We start from the raw sequence: 17,655 nt of genomic DNA, 5'->3' as shown, positions 1-17,655 counted from the left end.
AGGCTTCTTTTTGGCTGAAGCCCTTGGAACTGGAGCGCATTGTAGAGATTTTTGATTATAGGTCAATACTTTTTTTTATTTTTTTGAAACTATTTTTATAGTCGGTCAATACACGTTCAATCCGGCCATATATCATTCGATATTGACTGATTATTTGTGTGCTTAGGTTATCTGTATTACTGTTTAGTTTACTTTTTCAATAATATTCAATTTATTAGATAGGAATAACTAATGTCACATACCAATATCCGCCCTTATAAAGGCATGGTCCCTATTACAGGCGCTAACAACTATATTGATAACTCTGCTGTTCTCGTTGGTGATATTACTTTAGCCGAAGATGTTAGTATTTGGCCTTTAGTTGCTGCCCGTGGTGACGTAAATACGATTACTATTGGCATGCGAACCAATGTTCAAGACGGCTCAGTATTGCACGTTACTAGAAAAAGCTCGCATAACCCAGCAGGAAACCCATTGATTATTGGTGATGATGTCACTATTGGTCATAAATGTATGTTGCATGGTTGCACACTAGGCAACCGCATATTAGTCGGTATGGGCGCTATAATTATGGATGGAGTTGTTGTAGAAGATGATGTATTTATTGGTGCGGGTAGCTTGGTACCACCAAATAAACGATTAGAAAGTGGTTTTTTGTATGTTGGTAACCCAATAAAGCAAGTAAGACCGCTTAAAGAAAGTGAATCTGCCTTCCTTAAGCAGTCTGCTATTAATTATGTTGAATTAAAAAATGACTATTTGGGTGAAGTAAATTAGGGCTATTTCATATTAATATGTATGACATCGCCTTCAAGCTCGTTTTTCTCTAGCCATAATTCGGTTATTTCTTCTAAATCATACTTAGTGCAGCTATTAATTTCTTTTAGCTGCTTTAACTCTATTGAATGAAAGTAGATAGTTACCTTCTGTCCTGATATAAGCCCTGTAAAGCACCAAGCGTCTTGAGCCTCATTAAAAATAAGATCGTCATTAAACAATATTGATTGATTCATTATATTCGCCTTTATGATTCAGACTTAAGTGACTGTCTTAATTCATTTATAACTGGGTCAACTTCAGGTTTAGTGCTGTGCCAAAGCTGAAAGCTTTCTGCTGCTTGCCCAACTAACATACCTAAACCGTCGAGTTTTTTATTGGCGCTATGTTTTTCAGCCCAAAGTATAAAAGGCGTTTTAGCTTTACCATAAACCATATCGTAGCAAGCTGTATGTGAGGCAATAATAGAAGACGATAATGTAAACGTTTGACCCGACAAGCTGGCAGAGGTTGCATTAATAATAATATCAAATGGTTGCGCTGAGTCTTCTGTAAGTTCACATGAAAATAATTTATCATTATTAAATTGCTGACATAATTCACTTGCTTTGCTTAATGTGCGATTAGCAATAGTGATACTCTTAGGACTCTGACTTAATAATGGGAGTATAACGCCTTTCGCTGCACCACCTGCACCTAATAGCAATATCCGACTATTTTCCAATATAATATTATTACGAATAAGATCCTGAACTAACCCTTCGCCATCAGTATTATCACCGTAAATTTTACCATCTTTGATTGTTAAGGTGTTGACTGCGCCAGCTAAACGAGCACGTTCAGTTAAGTGGTCAGCAATACGTAGCGCTTCTTCTTTAAAAGGCGCGGTAACATTAGCGCCCTTTCCACCCTCTTTAATAAATGTTTGAATGGCTGAAGTAAACTCACCTAGCTCTACAAATTTAGCTTGGTAGCTAATTTTCTTATTAGTAGCGACAGCAAAAGCATGGTGAATAAAAGGCGAGCGAGATTGTGCAATAGGGTTACCAAAAACACAGTATTTATCTAAATTTGACGGTTCCATAAGCATTTATATCGATTTATTAAGAGCTACAGCCTAACTGAATCACTATCTTATAGAAACAAAAAAGCAGTAATAACTTACTGCTTTTAATTAATTAGATGTAATAAAAAGCTCTATTAAAATTTATAGCCAAGCATTACTGAGTAAACCATTGGGTCAATATCAACAGAAGCGCTACCAATACTATCTCCGCCAACATCAAAGGTGGCTTTAGTATTGATATCAATATATCGAGCAGAAGCGTTAATAGACCAGTTATCAGTTAGCTCATAATCTGCGCCAATTTGTACTGATAAACCAAACGAACTATCTAACTGTAAATTTGATAAGCCTAAAGTTTTAGGTGCAGCTTCAAACTCTTCTTTAAAGAAGTGAGTATAGTTAACCCCTAAACCGAGGTAGGGCTTAAATGCTGAACCGGTATCGAAATAGTATAATGCGCTTAACGTTGGTGGTAAGTGAGTTACTTCTGCTAATTTGGCGCCGTCAACACCTAGGGCATTATTTGGATCATGAATAGTAATGTCGTGAGTAAAAGGAGTTGCCGCCAGTAGCTCTACCGCCCAGTTGTTATCAACAAAATAAACGAAGTTCAGACCTAACTGAGTATTGTCATCTACTGACAAAGATAAGCCAGCAGCATCACTACCAGCTAAATATATAGGTGTTTTACCGCTATCAGGAGCAACCATAGTTGCGCCACCACGAATCAGAATATCGCCAGCTTGATGTGCAAAGGCAGCTGTAGAAATGCTTGATAATAATGTTAATGCTAATAATGTTTTTTTCATGATGAATGTCCTTAATTAATTTAAGGACATCATAGTACTCACCGCAAAAGGGACGTTGATCCAGCGCAAGTTTTATCAGTGCAATTGAGTAATTAAGGTTTATTATTTGATTTCGATCAACAATAGGTTTATTGAGTTGAACTTTTATTAAATAGTAAAGGCACTAACCTCTATATACTTGCCCTGTAATGCCATCAATAATAGTTGAAGCGCTGGTTCTACCTAAAGTATTTGTTTTAATCAAACCATCAAGCTCTGTAGGGAATTGCTCCAGTACTTGCTGCCAGGTTAATGCTGATGGTTGACCTGAAAGGTTGGCGCTGGTTGAAACAATGGCTTTATTAGTTTGCTTGCACAATGCAATAACATCAGGGTGTTGGGTGATACGCACAGCAATAGTACTGAACACACCTTTTAATAAGGTTGGCACACTTTCTTTTGCAGGAAGCACTTGAGTTATGGCATTAGGCCAGCGCGACAAAATAATAGTCATTTGTTCTGAAGTGATAACGGATTCATCAATGTATTTTTGTACTTGGCTATAGTCCCCTGCTAGCAAGATGAGCCCTTTATCTATAGAGCGTTGTTTCAACTTTAATACTTTCTCAACCGCTACGCTATTGTCAGGGTCGCAGCCTAAACCGAAAACGCCTTCAGTAGGGTAAGCAATAACCCCTCCCTGAAGAAGAGCTTCAGAGGCCTCTAATATTGATGGCGATAGTGAAGTAACTGACATGTTGGTGACTCTATAGAGCGAAAAATTATCTAATTATATCGCTTTTACTTTATAGGTACATTTTTTTTGCGGACAACTTAACACTTCTCCACTAGCCATAGTACGCTTGATTAAGACAGGCCATTGGCACTCTGGGCATGTTTGCGCTACCGGCTCATTATTCAGTACGTACTTACATTTTGGGTAGTTATCACAAGAATAAAACGTTTTACCAAAACGGTTGGTTTTTTCTTTTAATTTACCTGATAGCTTTTTACTCGCGCACGATGGACAATCGACATCAATATCTTCATGAGTTTGGCTGTCTTCAATATGATGGCATTGCGGATAATTAGTACAACCAATAAACATACCATAGCGACCTTGCTTAACCGCTAACTGAGATTGACATAGTGGACATTCGCTACCAGGAAGTACTTTATCTTCTACACGCTCATGTTCAACGACAGCACGCGTAAATTGACAGGTAGGATAATTTGAACACCCCAAAAAAGCGCCTGATTTACCATTTTTTATAGTAAGTTCAGAGCCACACTCAGGACAAACCTGGTATGCTTTTTCTAAAGCATGTTCATGGTGGGTAAATAAAGGCTTATCAGCTTTAGTCATTAGGCTAAAATAGTGCGAACTATGGTTAATAAATAATGCCTTATTATGCCACAGCTATTCGATAAAAAATATCACCACTACCGTTAGCCTAAAACTAATATGGTAGTGGCATTAATACAACCTAATAGTAAAGTTTAGTGTAAAGGACCTTCCGGCTCTTCGAAGACTAAGTTTTCCATTTGTGAGTATGCACTTTCATGGCCTGGAACATTAAACAATACCATTAAAATAACCCATTTAAGGTCGTCCATCGTGAAGTACTTAGTATCTAGCTCCATCACTCTATCGATAACCATTTCACGGGTAATAAAGTCGAGTACGTTAACCTGCTCTAAAAACAGAATAAAGCCTCGACTTTGCGTATCAAGTAGTTGCATTTCTTCATCGGTATAAATACGAACGGAGTTTCTCGCTACACGCGTAATATACGGATAAGCGTCTGTATCTTGCAAGGCAGCAAGCTTTTCTAACCAAGTTAATGCTTTGTATATTTCATCTTGATGGAAGCCGGCTCGTACCAGTTCATCGGTGAGTAAGTCATGGTCAACCATGGTTTCAGATTCACTCTGAATATACGTTTCAAAAAGATACATTAATATATCAAACATAATTGCCCCCTTTACTTACTTATTACACTCTTATATAGCCACCTGGCACTGCAGTTATCAGGCCACTAAGCTCAAGCATTGTTAGTCGTGTAATAACTTCCTCTACGGGAAGTTCGCTACGTGAAACTACTTTATCTATTGGTGTAATTTCATATCCCACACTAGCCAACAAATTATCATTGCACAAGTCTTTTGATGGACTTTTTTCATTAGATTTTTTGCTTGCGATCACTACTTTCGGTTGCTTTGTATTAACGTAAGTTGAGTTACTCTCTTTAGAGTATAGACTAGACTCCGTCATCTCCATTAGTTCATCTGTTATATCGGCAGAATTTTCAACTAACTTAGCACCTTGTTTAATTAACCAATGACAACCTTTAGCTTGTGGGTTGTCGATAGAGTTCGGTACTGCAAAAACTTCACGGTTTTGCTCTAGTGCGCATCTTGCTGTAATTAACGAGCCGCTTTTTAATTCGGCTTCAACGACAACAACGCCCTCACTTAAACCACTAATTAATCTATTTCGTTTAGGAAAGTGCCCTGCTCTAGGTTGAGTTGCAGGATAAAACTCACTAACAATAAGCCCATCGTTTTGCAGTATTTCGCTCGCTAAATCGCGATGCCTTGTTGGATAAACAATATCTACACCAGTCGCGACAACCGCTATAGTTTTTCCTTGTATGGCTAAAACACCTTGATGGGCAGCAGCATCAATACCAATAGCTAACCCACTGGTTACAATATAATTTTTCTTAGTTAGTTGCTGCGCAAAGTCAAAGGCGGTTTCACGCCCTTTAATGGTTGAAAAACGACTACCCACTATGGCAACTTGTTGTAAATTTAATAAACTAGTATTGCCTTTGGTGAAGAGCACTAATGGTGGATCATAAATTTGTTTTAATTGTGCGGGATAGTAAGCATCATCAAATGAAATAATATCAGCATTAGCGTTACCGCTCTGCTCAATAATTTCATTAACTTTAGACCAATTAGGGTAATTGAAAGCACTAAGGTGTGTGGCCGATAAGCCATGAGCGCTTGTTAAGGGCGACGATTTACTCGATGAAGCAAATAACGACTGTAAACCGTAGTCATTAACCAAGGTTAGTTTTTTGTGAGTTGCTAACCTTGGTACTAATTTTAATGCTAACCAATAGTGCGTTGTTGTTTTAGTCACTTGTCTTCTCCCTAAGAACAAGTTTACGCAGAACTATAAGCGCTTATGCTTTTATTATTTTATGATTCTGGTGAGGTAATAATATCCTGTAACCTTGCTGGCTTAGTCGTTTGTAAAATAAGCGCTAGGCTGGCTTTTTCATACACTCTGAATATCATCATTTTTCCTAAATCTTCTTCAGGCATTATATAGTCAGGATCAGAGTTGAGCACTTTATTAAAGCTTGATGCTTCAATTTCGTAAACAGGACCATTTGACGTTTTTAATACTTGTGGGCTAGCACGCTTAATTGATAATACATCACCCATTTTAGCTTGTTTTTCACTACCTAAGTTAACCATAACCACTTCAAACTGACCAAATTCACGATTATCACTGACGGCTTTAATGATTGAACCTTTAAGTGATACATCACCCGCTTGCATTGAAAAATTTGCTGGTAACAGCTGCCCTTCATTCACAGGTAAAACCACATCTCCAGCATGTATTTCGCGTTTAACAGCATTTACTTTTAACGTTGCAGGTGTTTTTTGACTCATATTACCAGTAGTAATCGCTTGCGCAGTACCTACAATATGCATGTAGTAACCAACAGGCTCTTCTGTTTCAGGGTCAATTAACTCTTCACCTTGACTGTAGATGGCATAGGTTTTAGCAAGATCAAGATCTTTATTTACATAAACTTTAAAACCATCCGTAGACATACGATAACCTTCATCGCTACCTATAACATGTGGAGCAGTTTCAATTTGCTCCTCTGAAAGTAATGAGTCATAGACAATATAAGGTGCAACAACTTGTAGCGGTAACATCTTAATTGAGTCATCGTTTTTAAGTTCTGTACGAATTGTAGGTGTCCACTTAAATGCCGGCTTTTGTGCAGTCCCTGCTTCTTTAGTCGTTGAGGCAACCACTAACATCGGTTCGCCTTGCTCATCAAGTACGAGGTTTAAAACATCACCAGGATAAATTAAATGAGGATTATTAATTTCAGGGTTTAATCGCCATAATTTAGGCCATAACCAAGGTTGCTGTAAAAAAACACTGGAGATATCCCATAAGGTATCACCCTTTTCAACAATATAGCTTTTAGGCGCATTATCATTAATTTTAAGTTGATCAGCCAAAGAAACTAAAGGAGGAGTAAATAGAATCAGTGAAAGTAGTAATTTTTTTAGCATAAAGCTTGTTCCTTTTTAAGGCTTTTATGGTAAAGCACTATGATTAATGTAATTAAATGGCTAAAATTAAAACATAACACTCTAGATGAATTATCGCTAACTCTTTTATCAATTATGACTATATTAACCGTTTTACGTTTTCCTGATCCACGCTTACGCACAAAAGCGAAACAAGTTACTGAAATTAATGACAGTATCACCACTATCATCGATAACATGATTGCCACTATGTACGATGAAAAAGGTGTTGGTCTTGCTGCAACGCAAGTTGATATTCACCAACGTATTGTTGTTATGGATACTTCTGAAGATCAAAATGAGCCTATTGTACTCATCAACCCTGAAATAATCACACACAGCGACAGTACCTCTATTAATGAAGAAGGCTGCCTCTCTGTACCGGGTTGTTATGCAAAAGTTGACCGACACGATACTTGTACGGTTAAAGCATTAGATCGTCACGGCAAAGAATTTACACTTGATGCGACTGATTTACAAAGTATTTGTGTGCAACATGAGCTTGATCACCTTAATGGCATTTTATTTGTTGATTACCTATCACCACTAAAACGTCAACGCATTCAAAAGAAATTAGAGAAAGAAGCTAAATTAGCCCAATAAAATAACATTCACTTAACTATTGAATATTATTATCTAAATACATGACCCACAGGATACTCTTTTGTCGAAACCTTTAAATATTATTTTTGCTGGCACACCTCACTTTGCTGCAGAACACTTAGCGGCGTTACTGGCGTCTGAACACAATGTTGTTGCCGTATACTGTCCGCCAGATAAACCTGCTGGGCGCGGGAAAAAAATGACAGCTTGCGCAACAAAGCAGCTAGCACTTGAAAATAACATCACCGTTGAACAACCCGTAAACTTTAAAGAAACGCACGAACAAGCCATACTAGCGCAATACAATGCTGATTTAATGGTTGTGGTTGCCTACGGTTTATTATTACCTGAAGTGATTTTAAATACACCGCGTCTAGGGTGTATTAATGTACATGGCTCTTTATTACCACTATGGCGTGGGGCTGCCCCTATTCAGCGCTCATTAGAAGCTGGTGATGAAAAAACTGGTGTCACTATCATGCAAATGGACAAAGGTTTAGATACCGGTGATATGATTTTAAAAGCTGAGTGCCCAATAGAGATAACGGATACTAGCGCTAGTTTATATGAAAAACTTGCCCAAATAGGACCGAGTGCATTAATTGAAACTATTGCCATCATGGCACAATCATCTTATCTGGCAAGCGAACATAATATCCCACAAGATGAAAACCTAGCAACATATGCGAAAAAGCTCGAAAAAACAGAATCTGAACTGAATTGGCAGTTAAGTGCCACTGAACTACACCGAAAAATTCGTGCTTATAACTCTTGGCCTGTAGCACAGTTCACTGTAGAAGAGTCTGACACTAAACAACATAGTATTCGAGTATGGCAAGCTTCAGTAAAAGCATTACAAAGCAGCCAAATAGCTGGAACTATTATCTCAACAAGTAAAGACGGTATTGTTATTGCGACGGGCGACGGTGCATTATGTTTAGAGGTATTGCAACTACCCGGTAAAAAAGCACTGCCCGTACAAGACATTCTCAATGGCCGCAGTGACTGGTTTGTCGTTGGCAGCAATATTAATAAATTAGGCTAAGATTATGACCTTAAATATCCGCGCACTTGCTGCCAAATGCTGTTATGCCGTCATTGACCAAGGTCGCAGCCTTAATGATGAACTACCAAAACAACAAGATAAACTTATCGGTAAAGACAAAGGTTTATTACAAGAAATTTGTTATGGTGTTTTACGCTACTTACCTGAATTAGAAAATGATGTTCGCGGTTTAATGCAAAAGCCTTTAACAGGTAAGCAACGTGTATTTCATTTTTTATTACTGGTTGGTGTTTATCAAATTAAATATATGCGTATTCCTGATCATGCAGCGGTTAGCGAAACAGTTGCCGCCACTAAAGTACTTAAAAATAACCACATGAAAGCATTGGTTAATGCCGTATTGCGTAACTTTGTACGTGCCCGCGATGAAAGTGCAGAACAAGCAGAAACTCAGCAGCCTGATCCAATAAAATTTAATCATCCTGGTTGGTTTATTAAAAAACTACAAGCAGGCTACCCCGAACAGTGGCAAAATATTTTAACCGCTAATCAGCAACGACCACCAATGTGGTTACGCGTAAACGCACAACATCACACCAGTGAAAGCTATCAAGCTTTATTAGCGCAAGCAGATATTGACATTGCTGCTGTAGACCCGCTCTCGCGAGCAATTACGTTGAGTAAAGCAATAGATGTCAATAAACTGCCCGGTTTTGAACAAGGCTGGGTTTCTATTCAAGACGCGGCAGCACAACAAGCGGCGCGCTTACTTGACTGTCAGCCCGGCGATAATGTTTTAGACTGTTGTGCTGCCCCAGGTGGAAAAACCTGTCATATTCTAGAGCAAACTCCTGATATTAAAGCTATGACTGCTATTGATATAGAGGCTAGCCGCTTAACTCGTGTTGAAGATAACCTTGCTCGTTTAAACTTATCGGCACAAGTAATAGCCGCCGACGCAGCAAAAACAGACTGGTGGTCTGGTGAGTTATTCGATCGTATTCTATTAGATGCACCTTGCTCTGGTACTGGTGTTATACGTCGTCATCCTGATATCAAATGGTTAAGAAAAGCCAGTGACATTGATAACTTAGTACTTTTACAACAACAAATATTAGCTAACATTTGGTCTTTGTTAAAACCTGGAGGTACGTTACTGTATGCAACTTGTAGTGTTTTACCACAAGAGAATGCTGAACAAATAAAGCAGTTTGTTGCGCAAACAGCAGATGCCAAACTTGTTTCAATCAGTGAACCTCAAGCAAGCGCTGAAAGTATCGGCTGGCAAATATTGCCAGATGAAAAGAATATGGATGGTTTTTATTACGCTAAATTAGTTAAAACACACTAAATTACCTGAATCGACCAAGTTAAATAAAATAATAACGAGTGAGAGTTATATAGCACATGAAAATAATTATAGTAGGTGCTGGACAAGTTGGAGGAACCTTAGCGGCAAACCTTGTTGGCGAAAACAATGAGATTTCCGTTGTTGATATCAACGGTGAAAAATTACGTGAGTTACAGGATAAAATGGATTTAAAAGTAGTCGTTGGTCAAGGCTGCTATCCTGAAGTTTTAAAAAATGCCGGCGCTGAAGATGCAGATATGGTTATTGCCGTAACTAGTGATGATGCTACTAATATGATCACCTGCCAAATATGCTCTTCGCTTTTTAATACCCATAAAAAAATCGCTCGTATTCGCTCCAATCAAATTTTAAAGTATTCAGAGCAACTGTTTCACAAAAAGCATGTTCCGGTAGATCATGTTATTGCTCCCGAAGAGCTTGTAACCCGTGATATCGCTCGTTTAATTGACTACCCTGGCGCATTGCAAGTACTCGAGTTTGCAGACGGAAAAGTCAGCTTAGTCGCAGTTAAAGCCTACTATGGTGGTTTATTAGTTGGCCATGCTCTATCAACCTTGCGCGATCATATTCCTAATGTGGATACTCGTGTTGCGGCCATTTATCGTAACGGTAAACCGATAAGACCATTAGGTACTACGGTTATTGAAGCTGATGATGAAGTATTTTTTATTGCAGCCAGTGTGCATATTCGCGCGGTAATGAATGAGTTACAAAAACTCGAATCTGCTTACAAGCGCATTATGATTGCGGGCGGTGGTAATATCGGCGCAGGTTTAGCGCGTATATTAGAGAAAAACCATCAAGTTAAACTGATTGAACGCTCGGCTCAACGGGCTGAAGAGTTAACTTCAGAACTTAATGATACCTTAGTTTTTCAAGGAGACTCTTCTGATCAAGAATTATTGACTGAAGAAAATATCGACCAGTTTGATGTTTTTATTGCCGTAACCAATGATGATGAAGCAAATATTATGTCGTCATTGCTAGCAAAACGCTTAGGCGTACGTAAAACCATGGTATTAATTCAGCGTGATGCTTATATTGATTTAGTGCACGGTAGTACTATTGATATTGCAATATCACCTCAGCAAGCAACTATTTCAGCACTATTAACCCATGTAAGGCGCGGTACCATTGATAATGTGTATAGTTTGCGTGGTGGGGCTGCTGAGGCGATTGAAATTGTCGCCAAAGGTGATGAAAAATCCTCTAAAGTTGTCGGGCGTGCGGTTAAATCAATTAAGTTACCGCCAGGTACAACCATAGGCGCAATTGTACGTGGTAATGAAGTACTTATTGCCCACTCTAATACGCTTATTCACGAAGAAGATCATGTTATTTTATTCTTAGTGAATAAAAAATACATCAGCGATGTTGAAAAACTATTTCAAGTTAGCGTTATTTATTTTTAATTATTTTAAATACTTACTAAACATGTATATACAATAAGATGTATTGTATATACATGTTTATAAAAGGCTATTAAGCCTTCCAAAATGCCGGCGTGAAGAGTACTAATAAAGTAAATATCTCTAAACGACCAAACAACATAGCAACAATCAATACCCACTTACTCATATCATTAATACTCGCGAAATTAGCAGCAACCTCACCTAAGCCTGGACCTAAATTATTAATACACGCAGCAACCGCTGTAAAGGCGGTTATATCGTCCATACCAGCGGCTAATAGTAATAACATACATATAACAAATACCGCTGCGTAGGCAGAGAAAAAACCCCAAACAGCTTCAACAACGCGATCAGGTAATACTTTACGACCTAACTTAATACTAAAAATAGCTTTAGGGTGTACTAGCTTGTTCAGCTCTCGTAACCCTTGAAGATAAAGCAAAGTAACACGCACCACTTTCATACCACCACCAGTACTCCCCGCACAACCACCAATAAAGCTAGCAAAAATAAGTAGCATAGGTAACAGCGTTGGCCAGTCTGCAAAAGATGTTGTGGTAAAGCCTGCGGTAGTGCTAATAGAAACTGCTTGGAATAATGCTTGGTCTAACGCTTGATCGGCATCTTGATAAACACCAGCACTCATTAATACAATAAAACAAATCAGGGTCAAAATTACCTGAATAGCAATAAATACTTTAAATTCAGGATCATATATATAACTTTTTAAGGAGCGACTTTGCACTGCCGCATAATGTAGTGCAAAATTAATACCCGCAATAATCAAGAAAAACACACAAACCAAATTGATTACAGGACTGTTAAAGTAACCCATGCTAGCGTCATAAGTTGAAAAGCCACCAATAGCTACGGTTGAAAAGGAATGACACACCGCATCAAAAATCGACATACCTGCCAGCCAATATGCAACGGCACAAGCAACGGTCAACCCTAAATAGATATACCATAAATGTTTTGCGGTATCGGCTATACGTGGCGTCATTTTTGAGTCTTTAACTGGCCCAGGGGTTTCGGCTCTATAGAGCTGCATACCACCAATACCTAACATAGGTAATACCGCAACAGCTAACACAATAATACCCATACCACCGAGCCATTGTAATTGCTGGCGATACCAAAGTACCGCGTGAGGTAAACCTTCTATATTTTGTAAAACGGTAGCACCGGTTGTAGTTAACCCTGAAAAAGATTCAAAAAAAGCGTCGGTGGTAGATAAACTCGGTTGCTCGAGCAGAATGAGCGGAATAGCTGAAAAGCTTGCTAATACTATCCAAAATAAAACAACGATTAAAAACCCTTCTCGAGCCCGTAAATCTGTTTTTTCATGACGATTAGGGTACCAAGCTAAGAACCCTGTAAAAATACAACCTAAAAATGCCATTAAAAAAGGTACACCGCCGCCATCACGATACACTAACGAAATTAATGCTGGCGGTAACATGGTGACACTTAACAGTGCAACCAGTAAACCAATAATTCGAATAATATTTTTATATTGCACTGATTTATATTCTTTTTATGTAATGTTGTTATAGGGTTAGGTTATCGTGTTATTTTCCGATATAAGCACTAACTGCCCCGCTGACATAGTTTGTAACTGAGTTTGCATTAATAATAAATTATCTGCTGGGATCGCTAAACGAAAAAATACTTGCTGCTGATAATCTTGAGCTAATATTTCTCCGTTAAACTGCTTTAGTACATGCAAAACATCATCAACCTGACTATATTGACATGCTAAGGTTTTATGCACCATGGCTATTTTTATTTTTGACTGCAAAAAAGTTAACGCTTGTCGAACACTGCCGCCATAAGCACGCTGTAAACCACCGGTTCCCAGTTTAGTGCCGCCAAAATAACGCACAACAACCGCACAAACTTCGCCTATGCCACCACCTTGTAGCACAGATAGCATAGGTTTTCCCGCGGTACCGCTAGGTTCGCCGTCATCTGAAAAGCCATAACCTTGGCTATTATCCGCGGCTTTGGTTAAAAAGGCATGACAATGATGACTAGCTTGTGGGTGTAACTGCTGTAGCTCTTTAAGCATAGACTTTGCTTGGGCTATGGAAGTACAAGGACGTAAATAACAAATAAAACGACTGCGACTAACAATGAGTTCGTCTTCAACATCATTAGTCGCAATAAGGTAGGACTTGGTCACAATAAAAAATAGACCTTATTCAATAAACGTATGGGCTCAGTTTACTTTAAACAAAACCCATACTCGATAATTAATACTTTGAATTGTATAAGATTAGTTAAGATCTAAATCTCGGGTCATATTTTCATTATGCGATTGATGCACAATAATATTATCTTCAATGCGAATACCACCGAATGGACGCATTTCATCAACTTTTTGCCAGTTAATTTGATCAGCATTTTTAGAGGCTTTTAAATCCCCTAGCAATGAGTCAATAAAGTATAAACCGGGTTCAATGGTAAACACTTGACCACTTTCAATAACACGTGATGTTCTTAAAAATGGATGTGCTTCAGGGCTGCTCACGTGAGTGCCTCGTTCATCAGCCATAAAACCACCAACATCATGTACTTGTAAGCCTAAGTGATGCCCTAAACCATGCGGGAAGAAGGTAGAAATAATACCCGACTCTACCGCAGTATTTGCATCAACATTAATTAAGCCAAACTCATTTAATACACCGCCAATAGCACGGTGAGTATCTATATGTAAATCAGCATAGCTAACGCCAGGCTTTAAGCCATCAACAGCATTGAGCATCAGCTTATCCATGCGAGCAATTAATTCAGCAAACTGGTCTTGTTTGAATGAATACGTACGTGTAATGTCAGCGGCATAGCCATTAAAATTAGCACCCGCATCAATTAAAAAAGAACGATGGGCTGGCGGTGCAACTTTATCTAAAGTCATATAGTGCAAAATAGAACAGTTTTCATTTAACGCAACTATGTTGCCGTATGGCGTATCATTAGTGCTATAACCGATAGAAGTTAAATAAGCCTGTTGAATTTCAAACTCACTTTTACCTTGTAAAAAAGCATCGCGTGCTGCTTTATGCGCGGTTACCGCTAATATATTAGACTGGCGTAAACACTCGTGCTCATAACTACTTTTGTATGCTCTATGGTAATGAAAAAAGTTTAAAAGTGGCTCTGGATTAATCGTTTCAAAACCGAGCGCTTTAGCAACTTCAATATGACTACCAATATAAGCAAAACCTTTTTTATCGTAAGGTAGTAGCTTATCTACTTCACTCGCTTTGGTGAGTATTTTAATGGTAAAAAATTCATTCCAATAATCATCGGTTAATGGCGTTACTTTATGCCAAAAATCAACTGGTTGGTAATAAATAAGAGTTGGCTTGTCTTCACCATTAATAATTAACCAAGAGTTAGGAATATCTAATAACGGTAGCCAATATTTAAAATGTGGGTTCACTCTAAATGGGTAGCTATTATCATCAAGAAACGCTTTAATTTCTTGGCCTGAATGAATAACTACCCCTTCTAAATTTTCACGAGTTAATGCGGCTTTACTGGTTTTTTGTAATTGCGCAATATGAGCTGGGTAATGAGTCGCTAGGTTAGCGTGTAATGTTGTCATTTAACGTAGTCTCCAAGAATCTAGTCTTAAGATATTTGCCATATCATAGCATATACCAATAAACTCTCGCCATTTCTGCTGGTTACAGTAAGCGAGAGAATAACTATTTTGTGCATAAAACTTTGCGATAATAACCCTCAACTCTACCTAGCTTTTTAATCTCCAATACTCATATTAATGACCTCATCAAAAATCAAACTGATCTGACCGGGTTTATGTTGGTATATTTCCTGATAAGCCAATACACTTTTCACATAATTACGTGTTTCGTGAAAGGGAATTGCTTCAATCCAAATATCAGCTGGTAATGGTTCACTATTAGCTAACCAGCGCTTCACGCGATATGGGCCGGCGTTATATGCAGCCGTTGCTAAAATATGATTACCTTTATTCTGCTCTAATAAAATACGTAAATATTTAGTCCCTAATTTAATATTATTTTCGGCATTAAATAAGTACTTGCGACTAACACTACCCCGCTTAAGCTGCTTCGCGGTGCCCGGCATTAGTTGCATAAGCCCCCTTGCCCCAACTGACGATTGTGCATCAGACATAAACGAGCTTTCTCTACGCGTAATGGCTTGCGCCCAAGCTGGGTTTATTTTTTGCTTTAAGGCTTGCTCACTAATTTCTTCACCAAAAGCTTTAGGAAATCGCAAAGCGACATCATCCATATAGCCTACTCTAGATAAAGTGAATATTGCGCGATCAAACCATTGATTTTCATTGGCAACTTTGGCGGCAACTAACTTTTCTCTATCGGTTAACTTAGCAAGCCAAAAATTCCATTCTCGACGAGCTTGGTGGTAGCGTTTTAAGTGAAAAAACTCAAACGCACGTTTAGCTGCGGGATAATTTATCACCTTGAGCTTTTCTTCTTTCGTAATAGCTAACGGCTTATTTTGTAAATTTACCGACGCCTTAGCATGACTCGCGGCTAAAAAACCATAATAGTGTCTTTGCTGAGCCAAGCTATTCATCATAGTATGACCTTGAGCGGTTTGTTCGGTTTCAATTAACGCGCGTGCATACCAATATTGCCACTGTAAATTACTATGATGACTTTTGGGCAGTTGTTTAAGCACCTCAACAACACGTTGCCAGTCTTGTTGCTTAAGTAAATCTGTTAACTGCCATTGAAATAATTTGTCATCTAAACGTTGTGGATCAACTAAGGCTAACCACTCACTCGCTGCTTCATGATTTTTACTGGCTAATGCTAGAGCAAACTTTTGAATAACTTGTTGCTGCTGCGCTTCGCTAAAGTTAAATAGCGGCAATGCTTTTTGATAAGCGTTAATTGCTCTATTTTGATCTTTCCAAATAAAGCGCTTAATACCGTAAAGGTAAATTTGTTGCTCTTTCGCTGATTTTTTAGGGAAGTTTTTAAGTCGTGTAACTAATGAGGGGTCGCGTCGTACTTTATGCCATAGCTTACCCAAGTACTGTTCTTGTTTAGGTAATAGGCCTGTTAAATAAGGTAATAATGTATGCTTACCGCCATCAGCTGCTAAAGCGATACGTTGCCAAACAATATCATCGGTTCTGTAACCAGCGGCTTGCCAACGTTCAAATAAGGGGTCGCATGCATCGTCTTGCGACTTACCGACTAGCCACAATTTAGTAACTTTGGGTAAAATGTCTTTTTCAGGCGTGCCAGCAGCTAATGAAAATTTGTAATTTTGACAGGTTAATTCGGCATTAGAGGTTGGTTTAAAAAACTGTAAAAAAAGCGCACCTTGCTGTTTTTTCGCCAAATATTGCAGCCAACGTTTTCTTAACGACCAATCCAATGGTGAGCCTTCGTACTTATTTAAAAAATCGTCTATGGCTTTAGCATCACTCAAACGCATGTTATTTAATAAACGTCTTTGATCTAAATACGGCTGTAACGGGTAATAATGTAATTGGTTATACAGTTTTTTATATTGTGGACTACTACTTTTTGACGTTAACTTTTCTGCTTTAATAAAAAGCTTTTGTTGTTCCCTGTCGGTCGATATTTTTAACTGCTCACTGGCTTGAGCGACAGCTGAGCTTAGTAAACAACTTACTAAAACCCCTTGCCAAGCTAGTTTTTTCACAATAAATTTCACTTAAACTCCATTCTTTGATTAACTCTCGCTACTTAATTAAATTCACTAGCTTACTGAGTATAGCGATTTGCTTAACTAATCTATAGTGAATAGTAGTATTACCCAACTGCTTTTAGCGATAATTTAAAAATAATTTAGGTATAATTAACACTATCACTTATTTACTTTACTCTTTTTATTTCTATGTATGCTGCAATTTTTGAAAATACCGACCATGTTTTAGACGCCCTTGGCTTACGTTGCCCTGAGCCCGTAATGATGGTTCGTATGCACATTAGAAAAATCGCCAGTGGTGAAACCTTATTAGTACAATGTGATGACCCTTCAACCACACGTGATATTCCAAGCTTTTGTCTTTTTATGGAACATGAACTTGTTGCTAAACAAGTTGAAACCTTACCTTATTTATACGTAATAAAGAAAAACTAACCCAGGGGCTGTTGATCTTTCGAGATTATTTTTGCAGCTTTTTGTTAGGTATTTATACAAGGCAGAGCCTTTGTAATGTAGTTATTCTACCTGAAAAGGCGATAACGCAGTAAAAATGACCAGCAAACGCTGTCAGAAGGATTCGG

General features: G+C 38.3%; 18 protein-coding genes. 6 read left to right on the top strand and 12 right to left on the bottom strand.

All coding sequences use genetic code 11. The annotated features are described in order from the left end of the window. Positions 1 to 231 precede the first annotated feature (231 nt). Positions 232 to 777, top strand: a complete 546-nt coding sequence (locus KO495_RS15155; protein ID WP_215981254.1) for a gamma carbonic anhydrase family protein — start codon at positions 232 to 234, stop codon at positions 775 to 777. Between the two features lie 2 nt (positions 778 to 779). On the opposite strand, the gene KO495_RS15150 is transcribed toward KO495_RS15155, so the two are convergent. The 8 genes from KO495_RS15150 to KO495_RS15115 all read right to left on the bottom strand — a co-directional run bounded on the left by KO495_RS15150 (position 780) and on the right by KO495_RS15115 (position 6,963). Next, positions 780 to 1,013: a hypothetical protein gene (locus KO495_RS15150; RefSeq protein ID WP_215981253.1), complete on the bottom strand. Its 234-nt coding sequence runs from the start codon at positions 1,011 to 1,013 to the stop codon at positions 780 to 782. A gap of 11 nt (positions 1,014 to 1,024) precedes the next feature. Beyond that, positions 1,025 to 1,861 (bottom strand): shikimate dehydrogenase, encoded by an 837-nt coding sequence (gene aroE, locus KO495_RS15145; protein ID WP_215981252.1) that lies wholly within the window; start codon positions 1,859 to 1,861, stop codon positions 1,025 to 1,027. A gap of 116 nt (positions 1,862 to 1,977) precedes the next feature. Further along, a complete protein-coding gene (locus KO495_RS15140; RefSeq protein ID WP_215981251.1) occupies positions 1,978 to 2,652 on the bottom strand; it encodes an OmpW family outer membrane protein in 675 nt (224 codons plus the stop codon). Positions 2,653 to 2,815: 163 nt separating this feature from the next. Further along, complete coding sequence (locus tag KO495_RS15135) at positions 2,816 to 3,388, bottom strand: L-threonylcarbamoyladenylate synthase (RefSeq protein ID WP_215981250.1); 573 nt, start codon at positions 3,386 to 3,388, stop codon at positions 2,816 to 2,818. 33 nt (positions 3,389 to 3,421) lie between these two features. Continuing rightward, positions 3,422 to 3,997 carry a topoisomerase DNA-binding C4 zinc finger domain-containing protein gene (locus tag KO495_RS15130; protein ID WP_215981249.1) on the bottom strand — a complete coding sequence of 192 codons (576 nt, stop codon included), beginning with the start codon at positions 3,995 to 3,997 and terminating at the stop codon, positions 3,422 to 3,424. Between the two features lie 134 nt (positions 3,998 to 4,131). Continuing rightward, complete coding sequence (locus KO495_RS15125) at positions 4,132 to 4,605, bottom strand: DUF494 family protein (protein WP_215981248.1); 474 nt, start codon at positions 4,603 to 4,605, stop codon at positions 4,132 to 4,134. Positions 4,606 to 4,627: 22 nt separating this feature from the next. After that, on the bottom strand, positions 4,628 to 5,782 hold the full coding sequence (dprA, locus tag KO495_RS15120; protein ID WP_215981247.1) for a DNA-processing protein DprA: 1,155 nt from the start codon (positions 5,780 to 5,782) through the stop codon (positions 4,628 to 4,630). A 59-nt stretch (positions 5,783 to 5,841) separates the two neighbouring features. Then, a complete protein-coding gene (locus tag KO495_RS15115; protein WP_215981246.1) occupies positions 5,842 to 6,963 on the bottom strand; it encodes a LysM domain-containing protein in 1,122 nt (373 codons plus the stop codon). A gap of 114 nt (positions 6,964 to 7,077) precedes the next feature. Here KO495_RS15115 and def point away from each other — a divergent pair, with 114 nt between their 5' ends. The 4 genes from def (at position 7,078) to trkA (ending at position 11,374) form a co-directional block, all read left to right on the top strand. Continuing rightward, positions 7,078 to 7,584 carry a peptide deformylase gene (def, locus tag KO495_RS15110; RefSeq protein WP_215981255.1) on the top strand — a complete coding sequence of 169 codons (507 nt, stop codon included), beginning with the start codon at positions 7,078 to 7,080 and terminating at the stop codon, positions 7,582 to 7,584. Positions 7,585 to 7,645: 61 nt separating this feature from the next. Beyond that, positions 7,646 to 8,629: a methionyl-tRNA formyltransferase gene (gene fmt / locus KO495_RS15105; protein WP_215981245.1), complete on the top strand. Its 984-nt coding sequence runs from the start codon at positions 7,646 to 7,648 to the stop codon at positions 8,627 to 8,629. Positions 8,630 to 8,633: 4 nt separating this feature from the next. Beyond that, positions 8,634 to 9,941: a 16S rRNA (cytosine(967)-C(5))-methyltransferase RsmB gene (rsmB, locus tag KO495_RS15100; RefSeq protein ID WP_215981244.1), complete on the top strand. Its 1,308-nt coding sequence runs from the start codon at positions 8,634 to 8,636 to the stop codon at positions 9,939 to 9,941. Positions 9,942 to 9,997: 56 nt separating this feature from the next. Continuing rightward, positions 9,998 to 11,374, top strand: coding sequence for a Trk system potassium transporter TrkA (trkA, locus tag KO495_RS15095; protein ID WP_215981243.1), 1,377 nt, complete (start codon positions 9,998 to 10,000; stop codon positions 11,372 to 11,374). A 70-nt stretch (positions 11,375 to 11,444) separates the two neighbouring features. Here the strand turns inward: trkA and KO495_RS15090 are convergent, their stop codons facing one another. The 4 genes from KO495_RS15090 to KO495_RS17765 all read right to left on the bottom strand — a co-directional run bounded on the left by KO495_RS15090 (position 11,445) and on the right by KO495_RS17765 (position 17,080). Continuing rightward, complete coding sequence (locus KO495_RS15090; RefSeq protein WP_215981242.1) at positions 11,445 to 12,896, bottom strand: TrkH family potassium uptake protein; 1,452 nt, start codon at positions 12,894 to 12,896, stop codon at positions 11,445 to 11,447. Between the two features lie 36 nt (positions 12,897 to 12,932). Further along, a complete protein-coding gene (locus KO495_RS15085; RefSeq protein ID WP_215981241.1) occupies positions 12,933 to 13,559 on the bottom strand; it encodes a YigZ family protein in 627 nt (208 codons plus the stop codon). A gap of 93 nt (positions 13,560 to 13,652) precedes the next feature. Continuing rightward, positions 13,653 to 14,984: a Xaa-Pro dipeptidase gene (pepQ, locus tag KO495_RS15080; RefSeq protein WP_215981240.1), complete on the bottom strand. Its 1,332-nt coding sequence runs from the start codon at positions 14,982 to 14,984 to the stop codon at positions 13,653 to 13,655. A gap of 155 nt (positions 14,985 to 15,139) precedes the next feature. After that, on the bottom strand, positions 15,140 to 17,080 hold the full coding sequence (locus KO495_RS17765; RefSeq protein ID WP_215981239.1) for a transglycosylase SLT domain-containing protein: 1,941 nt from the start codon (positions 17,078 to 17,080) through the stop codon (positions 15,140 to 15,142). A gap of 183 nt (positions 17,081 to 17,263) precedes the next feature. Between KO495_RS17765 and tusA the strand changes: the two genes are divergently transcribed. Beyond that, a complete protein-coding gene (tusA, locus tag KO495_RS15070) occupies positions 17,264 to 17,509 on the top strand; it encodes a sulfurtransferase TusA (protein WP_215981238.1) in 246 nt (81 codons plus the stop codon). The last annotated feature ends 146 nt before the right edge of the window (positions 17,510 to 17,655 follow it).

Source organism: Colwellia sp. D2M02 (genome assembly GCF_018860755.1).
GTDB classification, from domain to species: domain Bacteria; phylum Pseudomonadota; class Gammaproteobacteria; order Enterobacterales; family Alteromonadaceae; genus Colwellia; species Colwellia asteriadis.
The sequence above is the reverse complement of the archived record's forward strand: the minus strand, read 5'-3'. Positions and strand labels throughout refer to the sequence as shown.